This window comes from Burkholderia sp. JKS000303 (assembly GCF_002563755.1).
GTDB lineage: Bacteria > Pseudomonadota > Gammaproteobacteria > Burkholderiales > Burkholderiaceae > Burkholderia > Burkholderia anthina_B.
Genome location: NZ_PDBZ01000004.1, coordinates 39,667 through 53,337, shown reverse-complemented (window position 1 = coordinate 53,337; position 13,671 = coordinate 39,667). Strand labels below are relative to the sequence as shown.

General features: G+C 68.3%; 12 protein-coding genes. 7 read left to right on the top strand and 5 right to left on the bottom strand.

What is annotated here, in order from left to right:
- Window positions 1–283 precede the first annotated feature (283 nt).
- Together BX604_RS33455 and BX604_RS33450 are read left to right on the top strand one after the other, a co-directional pair.
- A complete protein-coding gene (locus BX604_RS33455; RefSeq protein WP_098555367.1) occupies window positions 284–763 on the top strand; it encodes an SRPBCC domain-containing protein in 480 nt (159 codons plus the stop codon).
- A 13-nt stretch (window positions 764–776) separates the two neighbouring features.
- A complete protein-coding gene (locus BX604_RS33450) occupies window positions 777–1,229 on the top strand; it encodes a nuclear transport factor 2 family protein (RefSeq protein ID WP_098556530.1) in 453 nt (150 codons plus the stop codon).
- A 69-nt stretch (window positions 1,230–1,298) separates the two neighbouring features.
- Here BX604_RS33450 and BX604_RS33445 read toward each other — a convergent pair whose 3' ends face one another.
- From BX604_RS33445 to BX604_RS33430, 4 genes are read right to left on the bottom strand one after another with little or no spacing between them, the layout of a single operon-like run.
- On the bottom strand, window positions 1,299–2,279 hold the full coding sequence (locus tag BX604_RS33445; RefSeq protein WP_098555364.1) for an acetyltransferase: 981 nt from the start codon (window positions 2,277–2,279) through the stop codon (window positions 1,299–1,301).
- 19 nt (window positions 2,280–2,298) lie between these two features.
- On the bottom strand, window positions 2,299–3,090 hold the full coding sequence (locus BX604_RS33440; RefSeq protein ID WP_098555361.1) for an SDR family oxidoreductase: 792 nt from the start codon (window positions 3,088–3,090) through the stop codon (window positions 2,299–2,301).
- A 39-nt stretch (window positions 3,091–3,129) separates the two neighbouring features.
- Window positions 3,130–4,323, bottom strand: a complete 1,194-nt coding sequence (locus BX604_RS33435; RefSeq protein WP_098555359.1) for a sulfotransferase family protein — start codon at window positions 4,321–4,323, stop codon at window positions 3,130–3,132.
- Window positions 4,320–5,429: a DUF1214 domain-containing protein gene (locus BX604_RS33430; RefSeq protein ID WP_098555356.1), complete on the bottom strand. Its 1,110-nt coding sequence runs from the start codon at window positions 5,427–5,429 to the stop codon at window positions 4,320–4,322. Before BX604_RS33430 ends, BX604_RS33435 begins: the two co-directional genes overlap by 4 nt.
- A 143-nt stretch (window positions 5,430–5,572) precedes the next feature.
- Here BX604_RS33430 and cysD point away from each other — a divergent pair, with 143 nt between their 5' ends.
- From cysD to BX604_RS33400, 5 genes are all read left to right on the top strand, one after another.
- Window positions 5,573–6,538 carry a sulfate adenylyltransferase subunit CysD gene (gene cysD, locus BX604_RS33425; RefSeq protein ID WP_257146505.1) on the top strand — a complete coding sequence of 322 codons (966 nt, stop codon included), beginning with the start codon at window positions 5,573–5,575 and terminating at the stop codon, window positions 6,536–6,538.
- On the top strand, window positions 6,538–8,505 hold the full coding sequence (cysN, locus tag BX604_RS33420) for a sulfate adenylyltransferase subunit CysN (protein WP_098555352.1): 1,968 nt from the start codon (window positions 6,538–6,540) through the stop codon (window positions 8,503–8,505). Before cysD ends, cysN begins: the two co-directional genes overlap by 1 nt.
- Window positions 8,506–8,653: 148 nt before the next feature.
- Window positions 8,654–9,841, top strand: a complete 1,188-nt coding sequence (locus BX604_RS33415) for a helix-turn-helix transcriptional regulator (protein WP_098555350.1) — start codon at window positions 8,654–8,656, stop codon at window positions 9,839–9,841.
- 241 nt (window positions 9,842–10,082) lie between these two features.
- Window positions 10,083–11,444 carry an MFS transporter gene (locus BX604_RS33405; protein WP_098555347.1) on the top strand — a complete coding sequence of 454 codons (1,362 nt, stop codon included), beginning with the start codon at window positions 10,083–10,085 and terminating at the stop codon, window positions 11,442–11,444.
- Window positions 11,431–12,480: a lactonase family protein gene (locus tag BX604_RS33400; protein ID WP_098555346.1), complete on the top strand. Its 1,050-nt coding sequence runs from the start codon at window positions 11,431–11,433 to the stop codon at window positions 12,478–12,480. The genes BX604_RS33405 and BX604_RS33400 overlap by 14 nt, the downstream gene beginning before the upstream one ends.
- Before the next feature lie 50 nt (window positions 12,481–12,530).
- On the opposite strand, the gene BX604_RS33395 is transcribed toward BX604_RS33400, so the two are convergent.
- The gene (locus BX604_RS33395; protein WP_098555343.1) at window positions 12,531–13,577 is read right to left on the bottom strand and encodes an AraC family transcriptional regulator; all 1,047 of its coding nucleotides are present in this window, start codon (window positions 13,575–13,577) and stop codon (window positions 12,531–12,533) included.
- Window positions 13,578–13,671 lie beyond the last annotated feature (94 nt).

The window sequence follows — 13,671 nt, the reverse complement described above, 5'->3', positions numbered from 1 at the left end:
TGTCGCGGCAGGGTCGGGCGATGTCGATGTCCGAAGCGCATGCGGCGCGCGCCCGGGCGTCGCTGACCGACGCCGACGCTGCCCACTCGCCGAAGCGCCGGCCCGGTGAAACGCCTTAGTCCATTCCGACGATTCTTCCCCGCATGCACCGGCCTACGCTCAATGTCGGGTTCGCTGCGATGCGCGGCACGCTGCCGGCCGCTGACGGGCGCCGTGCATCGCACCGGCCACCACGGCGCGCCCGCGCGCCCCGCCCTCCCCTCAATTTCACCCGATACCCGCCATGACCAAACCAGCCAATCTCGTCACCTCGATCACCGTCGACATCGACGCGCCCGCTTCCGTCGTCTGGGAAGTGCTGACCGATTTCCCCCGCTACGGCGAATGGAACACGTTCTGCGTCGGCCTCGAAACAACCGGCCGGCTCGGCGACTTCGTGTACATGCAGGTGCGCATCCCGGGCACCGACACCGTGATTCCGGTCAACGAGACCCTCATCGCATGCGAGTCCGAACGCCTGCTGTCATGGGAACAGCGCCCGACCGACGACAACAAGGACGCCGCGCGCCGCGACCAGTACATCGAGGCCGACGGCGCCGAACGCTGCCGCTACTTCACGACCGACCAGTTCCTCGGCCTCAACGCGGAAACGATCATGCGCGAGCACGGCGACTGGGTGAAGCAGGGGTTCGATCAGTGCGCGCGCGACGTGAAGCAGCGTGCGGAAGCACTGCATGCGGCGCGCCGGCGCAAGCGCGCGTGACGGAGCACGACCGATGCCCGATTTGCAGACCCTCTCCGATCATCACGACATCCGCGAGCTGATCGTCGCGTATTCGAGCGCGATCGACTCGCGCGACTTCGATGCGCTCGATGCGGTGTTCACGCGCGACGCCGCGATCGACTATCGCGCGATGGGCGGCATCGCCGGCGCGTATCCGGACGTGAAGGCGTGGCTGCGCACCGTGCTGCCGCAGTTTCCGCAGTACCAGCACATGGTCGGCAACGTCGCGATCACGCTCGACGGCGACACCGCGCGCGGCCGCACGATCTGCTTCAATCCGATGGAAGTCGTGCTGCCGGACGGCGGCACGCAGGTGATGTTTTTAGGGCTCTGGTACGTCGACCGGTTCGTGCGTACGGCCCGGGGCTGGCGCATCGCCGAGCGTGTCGAGGAGCGTTGCTACGGCCACAACGTGCCGGCCGTGCTGGCCGACGCAACCGGTTGAACCCGCACGCCGCATGACGCGCGCGCCGTGGCATCGCTGCACACGGCGCGCGCGTTCCAGGCCCCCGGGTCAGTCGAGACGGAATGCCGCTTCGAAACGCACGGCGAACGCGTCGAACTCGGTTTCCGGCAGATGGTTGATGCCGCCCGCGCGCTTGCGTCCGCCGCCGGTCGGGAATCCGCGGCAGAACTCGTCGGCACCGAGCGGCCGGCCGTCGGGCACGCGCACGCTGACGACCAGCCCGCCCTGCGCACGCGGCGACAGCACCGCGAGCGCCGCATGCGGCGCATTGCGCATCCGCTCGTTCGCGAGCATGCCCGTCGCGCGCCGCGCCCACGGCTGATCCGGCATCCTGATCAGCGTCGCACCCGGCACGTCACGCAGCGGTGCGAGCGCGCACGCAAGCGCCATGTCGTCGCGGTAGCCGTCGCGCAGCGCGGCGAACACCGGCGTGCCGCACACGAAATCGAGCGGATCGACGCACGGCAACATCGCATCGGCCAGCACGGCAGGATCGAAATGCAGATCGCCGACGCACTCGCCGTAGGCGTTGTAGTTCAGATAGAGCCCGAACTCGGCGAGCGTGCGGCGTTCGGCTTCGCCGATCCCGTGCGCGCGCGCCAGCGCGTCGCCGAGCGCCGGCAGTTCGTCGCCGAACGCCGCGACGATCGCCCAGCGCACGTGCCGGCCGTCGAGATAGCGGTTCACGAGCGCGCTCGTGCAGACGTCGGGCGCCGTGTCGATATACGCGTCGAAATGCGCATCGCCCGGCAGTTCGCCCGCGAAGTGATGATCGAAATAGCGGACCGCCGTGCCGTCGCGCAGCAGCCGTGCGCACGCGTCGCGATTCTGGTCGTGCGACACGTCCAGCACGGTCACGCGATCGCCCGCGCGCGCGTCGATCCGCTCGAGCAGCTTGATGTCGCGCTTCACGCCCGTCACGAGCGTGCCCGACGCCCCTTCCGCGAGCCGCAGTTGCTGCAGCGCGCACAGGCCGTCCGCGTCGCCGTTGAACGCGAAGAAATGCCGCCCTTGATGATGTTCCTGCATGATCCGTTACTCCCTCTCCTCAGGGCATGAAATCGCCGCCGTTCGCATCGAGCGTCGCACCGGTCACCGCGTTTGCGTAATCCGACGCGAGGAACAGCGCCGCGCGCGCGCAGTCGTCGTCGGTCGGCAGCTTCGCGAGCGCGATGTTCGACGCGATCGGCGCGATGATCTCGTCTTCCGTCATCCCGTATTCGGCCGCGGCCTGCCGGAAATACGTCTGGGTCGGCACGCCCCACATCCAGCCCATGTGGATGCTGTTCGCGCGGATCCCGTGCACGCCGAGTTCGCGCGCCAGGTATTTTGCCGCAACCGCGAGCGCGCCCTTGGATACAGCGTAGCCCGACTCCCCTGCAAATGGCTTGCGCGTCGCCTGCGTGTTGATCATCACGATCGCACCGCGCTTCTGCCGCTTCATGTGCGGCACGATTTCCTGCGTGAGCGTCATCGTCCCGAACACGTTGATGTCGAACACCGCGCGCCAGCCGTCCAGATCGGCCTCCTCGACCTGTTCCGGAAACGTGCCGTGCACGAACGCGCTGTTCACGAGCGCGTCGATCCGGCCGAAGCGCTCGATCGTCTGCGTAGCGAGCTGCCGGCATTGTGCACGCTCGGCGATGTCGGTTCGCACCTTCAGCACGTCGCACGCGACGCCCAGCTCGCGGATCCGGGCTTGCGCATCGTCGAGCTTTTCCATCGTGCGTGCCGCGACGACCACGCCTCGCGCGCCCTCGCGCGCCGCCTCGACCGCAAGCTTCACACCGAGCCCCGGCCCGATCCCTGAAATCACGACGATCTTGTCCTTCAGCAACATGGGTTGTCTCCTGGTTATCGTTCGTCTCGCGGCGTGCCGTCAGCCGGCCGCCTGCAGGTGCCGCGCGCGATACGCGGCGAAATCGTGCGCGAGCTGCGCGTCGGTGAAGCCGAAGCGCGCGATCGAGTAGTCGTGCGCCGCGCGCTTGTCGCGACCGTTGCGCGCCAGCCAGGCCGTCATCGCCGCGCGCTGCGCCGCATCGAGCGGCATCCCCGCGAAGCGGTACACGGCTTCGGCGACCCCGAGCGGATTCGATACGGTGTCCTCGAAACGCACGTCGAGAAACCGCTCGGCGGGCAGCGCGTCGCGCGCGGTCATCGCGGCGCCGATCGCGCGCGCCATCCCCGCGTTCCACTGCGCGCCGACCGCGAGCGGGTCCGGGTCGTCCGCATACATCTGCCACAGCGTGTGCGCCATGCTCGCCATCGACGGAATCGTCTGCGCCGGATCGCGGTGCGTGAGCACGACCTGCGCACGCGGAAACACGCGGCACAGCACGTCGAGCGCATGCAGGTGCTGCGGCGTCTTCAAGAGCCAGCGCCCGGCCGGCGCGACGCCGCGCCGCGCCTTCTGCCATTGCAGGAACTGCAGCATCCGCTTCAGGTACGTATAGACCGGCGTCAGGTCCTGCTGCGCGAGCCACGCCGTGTAGCGCGGCACGTTCGCGTACGAATCCATCGCGCACACGAACGAATGCTCCATCAGCATGAATTCTTCGTCGGCGAGCATCGCGTCGAGCGGATGAATCGTCAGGATCTGCGGAATGCAGTCGATCATCATCGCGACTTCGGCCTGCGCGCGCGCGATACGCACGGTCGGCGCGTCGAGCGTCTCGCCGGCGAGCGGTGCCGGATAGCGCGTCTCCCACCACGCGGCCGAATGAAACCGCCCGTCGACGGCGAGCAGCCGCTGCAGCAGCGTCGTACCGGTGCGCGGCAGGCCGACGATCACGAGCGGATCGTCGATCGCGATGTCGGCGATCTCCGGATGACGGCGGAAGTAATCCTCGACGACGAGCCGGTTCACGAGCTGGCCGACGAGCTTCTCGCGCATCATCTGCGCGCCGCGGGCCGACAGCTTCGCTTCGTCGATCAGCGAGGCGCACATCACGTCGAGCGCTTCGCGATATGGCCCGTCGCCGAACGCGGTGAGCCCGCCCGTGCGCGACACGGCTTCGGCGATCAGCCCGTCGACATCGAGCTGCGTACGGATCGGGTCGAGCGGCGCGTTCATGCGGCCTCCTTCAGCGCGGCGAGCTTCACGACGCGCGTGCGCGGATGCACCGGTTGCGCAGCGCCGACCCAGCGCCAGCAGATCGTGCCCGTGCGATGCCCGGCCGTATCGAGCCAGTTCGCGTCGCCCGGCCGCGACGCGGCGATCACCACCGTCACGCCGCCATCGGCATTCAGCCGTGCGCCGTGCTTGTTCACGCAGATGTCGAAGTGCCGGTAGTCCAGCGACTCCATCCAGTAGTTGTTGAGCTGCACGTTCCAGAAATCACAGGCCGGCACCGTATCGACGTCGATCACGAGCGCTTCGTCCTCGGCCAGCGACCAGCACGAGTGGTAGTAGTAGATGTTCGGGTCGCCGCCGACCGACTGGCACAGCGCCTGGTCGGCAGGCGGCAGCGCGTTCACGTGCGATCCGTAGCTCGCGGCCCAGTCCGCAAACAGCTTCGATGTCTGCTCGACGAACTGCGCGGCGCGCGTGAGGCCGCCTTGCAGCGCGAGCGGATCGAGCGGCGCCGGCCGATCGTGTGCGCCGATGCGCTCGATCTTCAGTTGCGCGGGTGTCTCCGCGCGCCGGTCGAGGAAGGTCTGGCGCACCAGCAATGCGTTCGTGCCGGGCTCCATGCGCACCCAGTTGCCCGCGCGCGGCGTCTCGCTCAGCACGATCTCGAAGCTGCCGTCCGGCGCGACCTCGAGTTGCTTCGCATCGAGAAAGCCCGTCTGCAGCATCTTGCCGTCGGTCTCGTAACCGCCCTTCTGCGTGCCGAAGCTCAGGTACGCGACCGTGCCGCGCCGCCCCGTCACGCGGTATTCGCAGCGGCCGTCGATGCGTGCGTACTGGTACAGGTTGTCGGGATTGTCGGCACCGATCTTCGCGGTCTCGTGCGACGGCGAGAAGAAACCGGGCCACGCGCCGTCCGCGAACTCGACGTGCATTTCGAGCGCGATGCGCATCAGCCGGCTCAGGTAGCGAAAGCCTTCCGCCCGCGTGAGCGGATCATCCGGCGCCTCGGTGCGCAGGATCTGCTGCCCGCTGTGCTTCAGGGTGTCGCAGAAATCGGCCCAGGTCTGGCCCGACAGCAATTGCGTGGCACGTGTGTCATCCGTCATGTTCGTCTCCGCCGATGGTCGAGCGCTCACCTTAAGCGCCGCCGCCGCGCGCCACTTCGTCCGGGTGGACTAAGGAAAGATCCGCTCCCCCGCCGCGGGCCGGTTTAGTCCACCCGGACGAAGAGCGGCCCCCCCCGTGCTCGATACCTTGGTGCCATGCACGAAACGCCGCACATGTCGCGCGGCGCCGGCATGAAACAAGGAGACGAACGATGTTGACCCACTTGGAGCGACTGGAGGCCGAAAGCATCCACATCATGCGCGAGGTGGTCGCCGAAAGCGAAAACCCGGTGATGCTCTATTCGATCGGCAAGGACAGCTCGGTCATGCTGCATCTCGCGATGAAGGCGTTCTACCCGGCCAAGCCGCCCTTTCCGCTGCTGCACGTCGATACGACGTGGAAGTTCCGCGAGATGATCGCGTTTCGCGACGCGACCGCCGAGCGCCTCGGCCTCGACCTGCGCGTGCACGTGAACCCCGACGGCGTCGCAAACGACATCAATCCGTTCACGCACGGTTCGGCCGTGCACACCGACGTGTGGAAGACGCAGGGGCTCAAGCAGGCGCTCGATCACTACGGCTTCGACGCCGCGTTCGGCGGTGCGCGCCGCGACGAAGAGAAATCGCGCGCGAAGGAACGCATCGTGTCGCTGCGCTCGGAGCAGCACCGCTGGGATCCGAAGCGTCAGCGACCCGAGCTCTGGTCGCTGTACAACGCACGCAAGCGCAAGGGCGAAAGCCTGCGCGTGTTCCCGATTTCCAACTGGACCGAGCTCGACATCTGGCAGTACATCCAGCTTCACGACATTCCGATCGTGCCGCTCTACTTCGCGAAGGAGCGGCCCGTCGTCGAACGCGACGGCGCGCTGCTCATGGTCGACGACGCACGCCTGCCGCTGCGTGACGGCGAAGTGCCGCAGATGCGCAAGGTGCGCTTTCGCACGCTCGGCTGCTATCCGCTGACGGGTGCGATCGACAGCGATGCGACATCGCTCGACGACATCCTGCAGGAGATGCGCGACACGCGCACGTCCGAACGCCAGGGACGGCTGATCGACAGCGATTCGGCCGGGTCGATGGAAAAGAAAAAACAGGAGGGATATTTCTGATGGCACACGTTCTCACTTCGCCCGACACGCTCGCGCACGCGGCGTCCGATCCGCGCGATACGCCCGATACGCTCGATACGCTCGACAGGCACGCCGACGATACGCAAACGAAGGACCTGCTGCGCTTCATCACGTGCGGCAGCGTCGACGACGGCAAGAGCACGCTGATCGGCCGCCTGCTCTACGAATCGAACATGCTGTTCGACGACCAGCTGACCCAGCTCGAAGCCGATTCGAAGAAAGTCGGCACGCAAGGCGGCGACCTCGATTTCGCGCTGCTCGTCGACGGCCTGTCGGCCGAGCGCGAGCAAGGGATCACGATCGACGTCGCGTACCGCTTCTTCGCGACCGCGCGGCGCAAGTTCATCGTCGCCGATACGCCCGGTCACGAGCAGTACACGCGCAACATGATCACCGGCGCGTCGACCGCCGATCTTGCCGTCATCCTGATCGACGCGCGCAAGGGCGTGCTCACGCAGACGCGCCGCCACAGCCACCTCGTCGCGCTGATCGGCATCAAGCGCATCGTGCTCGCGATCAACAAGATGGACCTGGTCGACTACGATCGCGCGGTGTTCGAGCGCATCGACGCCGACTATCGCGCGTTCGCGGCCGAACTCGGTCTCGAGGAGATCGTCAGCATTCCTATGTCCGCGCTGCGCGGCGACAACGTGATCGCGCCGAGCGCACGGCTGCCGTGGTACGCGGGTCCGACGCTGATGCAGCATCTCGACACGCTGCCGCTCGTCGAGCGCGTGACGCGCGACGAACCGTTCCGGCTGCCCGTGCAATGGGTCAATCGCCCGCACCTGAACTTCCGCGGGTACGCCGGCAGCATCGCGTCCGGCGAAGTCCGCGTCGGCGAACGCGTGCGCGTGCTGCCGTCCGGCAAGGAGAGCCGAGTCGTGTCGGTGATCACGCCGGCCGGCGAAGCCGACGTCGCGCGCGCCGGCGAAGCGGTGACGCTCACGCTCGCCGACGAAATCGACATCAGCCGCGGCGACATGATCGCGCGCGCCGACGCGCCGCCGGAAGTCGCCGACCAGTTCGAGGCGACGCTCGTGTGGATGCACGACGAACCGCTGCTGCCGGGCCGCCCTTATCTCGTGAAGCTCGGCACGCAGATCGTCAGCGCCACCTGCGCGACGCCCAAACACAAGATCGACGTGAACACGCGCGAGCATCTCGCCGCGCGCACGCTCGCGCTGAACGAGATCGGCGTGTGCAACCTGAGCTTCGACCGGCCCGTCGCATTCGATCCGTACGACCGCAACCGCCATACCGGCGGCTTCATCGTGATCGACCGCTTCACCAACGACACGGTCGGCGCGGGGATGCTGCACTTCGCGCTGCGCCGCGCGCACAACGTGCACTGGCAGGCCGTCGACGTCGACCGCGACGCGCGTGCGCTGCAGAAGGCGCAGACGCCCCGCATCGTGTGGCTGACCGGCCTGTCGGGCGCCGGCAAGTCGACGATCGCGAACCTCGTCGAACGGCGGCTGCATGCGCTCGGCAAGCACACGTACCTGCTCGACGGCGACAACGTGCGGCACGGGCTCAATCGCGATCTCGGCTTCACCGAGGCCGATCGCGTCGAGAACATCCGGCGCGTGGCCGAAGTCGCGCGGCTGATGCTCGATGCGGGGCTCATCACGCTCGTGTCGTTCATCTCGCCGTTCCGCGCGGAGCGCGACATGGCGCGTGCGATGGTCGGCCCGGACGAGTTCGTCGAAGTGTTCATCGACACGCCGCTCGCGGTTGCCGAGGAACGCGATCCGAAGGGCCTGTACAAGAAGGCGCGCAAGGGTGAGCTGAAGCACTTCACCGGCATCGACTCGCCGTACGAGCCGCCCGCGCAGCCGGAGTTGCGCGTCGATACGGTGGCCGAATCGCCGGAAGCCGCGGCGGACCGGATCGTCGCGTATTTGCTGCGCGAGCGCGCCGCGTCAGCCGCATCAGCCACCTAAGCCGCATCAGCCACCTAAGCCGCATCAGCCGCTTCGGCGGCGTCGTACGGGCACGGCCCGCGTCGTCTACTCCGTTCGGATGACGCGTGCCGCTGGCCGGTCGGTATGCTGGGTCGGGAGCATTTACCCGATCGAGGAGAACACGAGCATGCTGATCGCGCTGGCGCCCGGCGACACGGCCGCGCACGACGGTTTCGACGACGCCGCCTGGAGCGCCCGCGAGCTGAGCGCGTGGCTTGGGCTCGTCTACCAGGGCCCGTCCGAAGCGACACCGTGGGCGGGCTTTCTCGAAGCGATCCGCGTGCGGCTCGACGCGAGCTTCACCACGCTCGTGCTGCGCAATCCCGGCGGCACGCGGCGCGGGCTCATCATCAACGCGTCGAGCCACGGCCCGCTGCTGCCCGGCGAGCCGTCGTACAGCGAACAGTTCTACGCGCTGTGCCCGTTTCTCGATCAGCCGGCCGGCCAGGTCTTCACGGCCGATGCGCTGTTCGGCGAAACCCGCTGGTGCGCGCACGATTTCTACCGGCAGTACCTGCAGCCGCTCGACCTGCGCTACATCCTCGGCGCGAACCTGCGCGGCGAGCGCGGCGTCGAATGCGCGTTCTTCGTGAGCCGCGCGCACGGCGGCCGCGAGTTCGACCCGGCCGAGCGCGCGCAAGTCGCGACGCTGCTGCCGCACCTGCAGCGCGCGGTCGAACTGCACGCGGCGCTCGACGTGCTCGATGCCGAACGCGCGCTGTACGCGGGCACCGTCGACCGGCTCGATGTCGGCACCGCGATCGTCGACGAGGACGGTCGCGTGATCAAGCACAACCGCATCGCCGAGCGGCTGATCGAGCAGCAGGACGGCCTGTGCCTGCGCCAGGACCGGCTGCATGCGTCGTGCCCGCTCGACGAGCGCCGGCTGCAGAAGGCGCTGCAGGCCGCACTCGAGCATTTCCGCACGGGTGCGCTCGCGCGCATCGAAGCCACCACGCTGTCGCGCCCCGGCGGCGCGATGCCGTTGAACGTGCTGCTGCGCCCGCTCGCGCCCTATCGCGGCGCGGAGGACCGCCAGCACCGGCCGGCCGTCGCGGTCTTCATCCGCGATCCGGCGGCGTCGCCGCAGACGTCGCGCGACATGCTGCACCGGCTGTTCCGGCTGACGCCGATGGAAACCGAGATCGCACTGCTGCTCGTCGACGGCCTGACGCTCGACGAGGCGGCCGCCGCGACCGGCATCACGAAGAACACCGCCCGCGCGCACCTGCGCGGGATCTTCGCGAAGACGGGCGCGACGCGGCAGGCCGTGCTCGTGAAGACGCTGCTGAACAGCGTCGTGTCGATGGCGTAACGGGCGACGCACCGCCGGGCAGCGGCCGGATAACAGCGCCCGATGTCATACGTCATCAGACGTGATCAAGCCACCGAGCGGCTTCACGACACTCCCCAATATTTGGATAATTCCCGGGTAAACCCGCAACCACATGAACCGATCTCCGGCGTACCATGTCATACGACAACGTACTACATAACCCATCACCTCGACGCCAACGCGGGCTGCCGCCCCGTTCGCCGCCCGACCGGAGACTCCGTTGACCTCGCCCGCCCTGTCCGGACGCGACCCGCTCGCGTCCGCCGTCTCGAAAGTGAAGTGGCACGTGCTGCCGCTCGTGCTGATCATGTTCATCGCGAACTACATCGACCGCGTGAACGTCGGCTTCGTCGACCGCCACCTCGAAGCGTCGATCGGTATCGGCGCGGCCGCCTACGGGCTCGGCGCCGGCCTGTTCTTCGTCGGCTACGCGCTGTTCGAAGTGCCGTCCAACCTGTTGATGCAACGCTACGGCGCACGTCTCTGGCTCGCGCGGATCATGGCGACCTGGGGCATCGTCGCGGCCGCGATGGCGTTCGTGTGGAACGACACGTCGTTCTACGCGCTGCGTTTCCTGCTCGGTGCGGCCGAGGCCGGCTTCTTCCCCGGCGTCGTGCTGTACCTGTCGCAATGGCTGCCGCCGCAGGAACGCGGCAAGGCGATGGCGATCTTCCTCGGCGGCTCCGCGTTCGCGTCGGTGCTGTCCGGGCCCGTGACGGGCGCGCTGCTGTCGATCCACGGCTTCGGCCTGCAGGGCTGGCAGTGGATGTTCCTGATCGAAGGGATGTTCTCGGTCGCGCTGTGCGGCGCGAGCTGGCTGCTGCTGAAATCGCACATCAGCGACGCGACGTGGCTCACCGCGGAAGAACGCACGGCGCTGCAGAACGCGCTCGACGAAGAGCGCGCAATCCGCGACGGGCGCTCGAAAGTGCACGTGTCGGCCGCCACGCTGCTGCGCGACCCGCAGATCGTGCTGTTCTGCTTCCTGTATTTCGCGATCCAGCTGACGATTTACGCGGCCACCTTCTGGCTGCCGACGATCATCCGCAAGATGGGCGGCCTCACCGACTTCCAGGTCGGCCTGTACAACACGATTCCGTGGATGATCGCGATCGGCGCGATGTACGGCTTCGCGGTGCTGTCGTCGAAGTGGAAGCATCCGCAGCGCTGGCTGTCGTTCGCGCTCGTGCTCGCCGCATGCGGGCTGTTCGCGTCGACGTCGCATGACCCGGTCTGGTCGTTCGCGTCGATCTGCTTCGCCGCGCTCGGCTTCAAGGCTGCGTCGTCGCTGTTCTGGCCGATTCCGCAGGGCTACCTCGACACCCGCGTGGCCGCGGCCGTGATCGCGCTGATCAACTCGATCGGCAACCTCGGCGGCTTCGTCGCGCCGACGGCCTTCGGCTATCTGAAGCAACATACGGGTTCGATCACGGGCGGCCTGTATGCGCTCGCGATCGCGTCCGTCGTCGCCGCGGTCGCCGCGCTGTTCGCGCGCACGCACCGGCGCAGCGATCCGCCGAGCGGCCTGCCGGCCGACGAACCCTTCACGAACACCGCAATGCTCCGCCATGCCGAACACTGACCGCCTGACCGTCGTCGTCTCGAATGCCACCGACGGCGACCTCGCCACGTTCTCGCTCACGTCCGACGGCGCGCTCGCGCCGCTCGCCCGCTACCCGGCCGGCGACGTCGCGATGCCGATCGCCGTGCAGCCCGATCGCGCGCGGCTCTACGTCGCGACGCGCGGCGAGCAGCCGACGATCGTCGCGTTCCGGGTCGCGGCCGCGACCGGTGCGCTCGCGCGCATCGGCACGACCGCGATCGACGCCAGTCATGCGTACCTGTCGCTCGATCGCAGCGGCCGGTGGCTGCTCGGCGCGTCGTACGGCGGCAGTTCGCTGACCCTTTACGACGCCGCGCGCATGCGCGACGGCGACGGCGCGCCGCTGCAGGTCGCCGACGGCATCGCGAACGCGCATGCGGTCGTCGTGTCGCCGGACAATCGCTTCGCGTACGTGAGCTCGCTCGGCTCGGACCGGATCTTCACGTTCGCGCTGGTCGAGGATGCCGGCGGCCTGCGTGCGCTCGAGCACGGCGAAACGCGCGTGCCGGCCGGCTTCGGCCCGCGTCACCTGCGCCTCGCGCACGACGGCCGCACGCTCGTCGTGGTCAGCGAATTCCTCGCGACGCTCGCCACGTTCCCGCGCGACGCCGACAGCGGCCGCCTCGGCGATGCGCACGTGAGCGTGCGCCACCCTGCCGTCGCCAGCCTCGCGCAAGGTCATGCGCGCCCGCCGGCGCCGGTCGAGCCTGCCGTATGGGCCGCCGACGTCCACCTGACGCCCGACGAGCGCTTCGCGTACGTCAGCGAACGCACGTCGAGCCAGTTGCTCTGCTATCGCCGCAACGCGGACGGCACGTTCGAACCCGCGCACGCGGCGACCACCGAAACGCAGCCGCGCGGCTTCGCGATCGATCCGTCGGGACGCTGGCTCGTCGCGTGCGGCGAGCAGTCGGAATACGTGTCGGTGTATGCGATCGCGCCGGACGACGGCACGCTGACGCCGCACGCACGCGTGCCGGGCGGTCGCGGTGCGAACTGGGTGGCGATCGTCTGATCGCCTGGCGGCCCGCTTGATCGATTGATTGATCAAGCGGGCCTCGCGAGCTACGCCGACCCGCGCCGCTCGCTCGGCGCAACGCCGGTCCAGCGCTTGAACGCACGCGTGAAATTCGCGCGGTCGGTATAGCCGACCCGCGCCGCGATCTCGTCGACCGGCAGGCGCGTGCCCTCGAGCAACCTGAGCGCGTCGCGCAACCGGATCTCGTCGAGCAGCGTCGAATAGGTCGCGCCGAACTCCGCGAGCTTGCGCTTCAACGTGCGCGCCGACACGTGCAGTTCGCGTGCGACGTCGTCGACCGACGGATAACCGGCCTCCCCGCAGATCAGCAGATTGCGCACGCGCTCGACGATGCTTTCCGCATAGCCGAGCCGCGCGAGTTCGGCCTCGCACTGCTGGACGATCATCTGCGCGGTCTGCGCGTTCGCGGTGCCGATCGGCTCGTCGAGCAGCGCGGCGTCGCAGCGGATGCGGTTCGCGCTCGCGTCGAAATGACAGCGCGGCAGCCGCGCGCGATAGCGCTCGAACCACGGCGGCTCCGGCCATTCGAAGTGCAGTTCGGCACGCGACTGCAGCGTACGCCCGGGCGCCGGATCGAGCAGCGAATTGAACAGGATCGCCGTCTCGACCAGGAAGTTCTCCATCGCGAACTGCCGCAGCCGGCCGAGCGGAAACGCCTCCAGCACGTCGATATCGACGATTCCGTCGAGCTCCGCGAGCCGTACCGAAAAGAACGGCACGCGGGTCGGCAGGTAACGGATGCCGAGCGCGATCGCCTCGCCGAGCGTGGCGCAACTCATCAGCCCGAAGCCGATCAGCCCGGATTTCGTGAGGCTGCTGCGCAGACCGATCTCGATCGCGATCGACGGATCGGCCGTCGCATCGAGCAGGTTGAATACGATCGCCGCCTGCTGCAGCGGCGTGATGCGCGCGTCGGGCTGCGCGAGCCGGTCGCGCTCGACGCCCGAGCCGGCGAGAATGCGGCTCACCTCGATGCCGCGCTCCTCGGCGAGCATCAGCATGAACAGCGCATACGCGGACGATACCGTCGCCTTGTTCAACTGGCGTGCGGCATCCGGGACGGACAGGGCCATGCGGCGGACTCCGGAGCGGTTTCGACGGATTGTAGCGTCGCTGGCCCGCAATGACACCCCCACGACACGCCAGCCGCGCGGCGCGGGCCCAGGC

Bases quoted from the DNA above. Each gene is read 5' to 3' on its own strand.
- BX604_RS33445 (WP_098555364.1), bottom strand. From the start codon at position 2,279: ATGCAGGAACATCATCAAGGGCGGCATTTCTTCGCGTTCAACGGCGAC.
- BX604_RS33430 (WP_098555356.1), bottom strand. From the start codon at position 5,429: ATGACGGATGACACACGTGCCACGCAATTGCTGTCGGGCCAGACCTGG.
- cysN (WP_098555352.1), top strand. From the start codon at position 6,538: ATGGCACACGTTCTCACTTCGCCCGACACGCTCGCGCACGCGGCGTCC.
- BX604_RS33395 (WP_098555343.1), bottom strand. From the start codon at position 13,577: ATGGCCCTGTCCGTCCCGGATGCCGCACGCCAGTTGAACAAGGCGACG.
- BX604_RS33450 (WP_098556530.1), top strand. From the start codon at position 777: ATGCCCGATTTGCAGACCCTCTCCGATCATCACGACATCCGCGAGCTG.
- BX604_RS33415 (WP_098555350.1), top strand. From the start codon at position 8,654: ATGCTGATCGCGCTGGCGCCCGGCGACACGGCCGCGCACGACGGTTTC.
- BX604_RS33455 (WP_098555367.1), top strand. From the start codon at position 284: ATGACCAAACCAGCCAATCTCGTCACCTCGATCACCGTCGACATCGAC.
- BX604_RS33435 (WP_098555359.1), bottom strand. From the start codon at position 4,323: ATGAACGCGCCGCTCGACCCGATCCGTACGCAGCTCGATGTCGACGGG.
- BX604_RS33400 (WP_098555346.1), top strand. From the start codon at position 11,431: ATGCCGAACACTGACCGCCTGACCGTCGTCGTCTCGAATGCCACCGAC.
- BX604_RS33440 (WP_098555361.1), bottom strand. From the start codon at position 3,090: ATGTTGCTGAAGGACAAGATCGTCGTGATTTCAGGGATCGGGCCGGGG.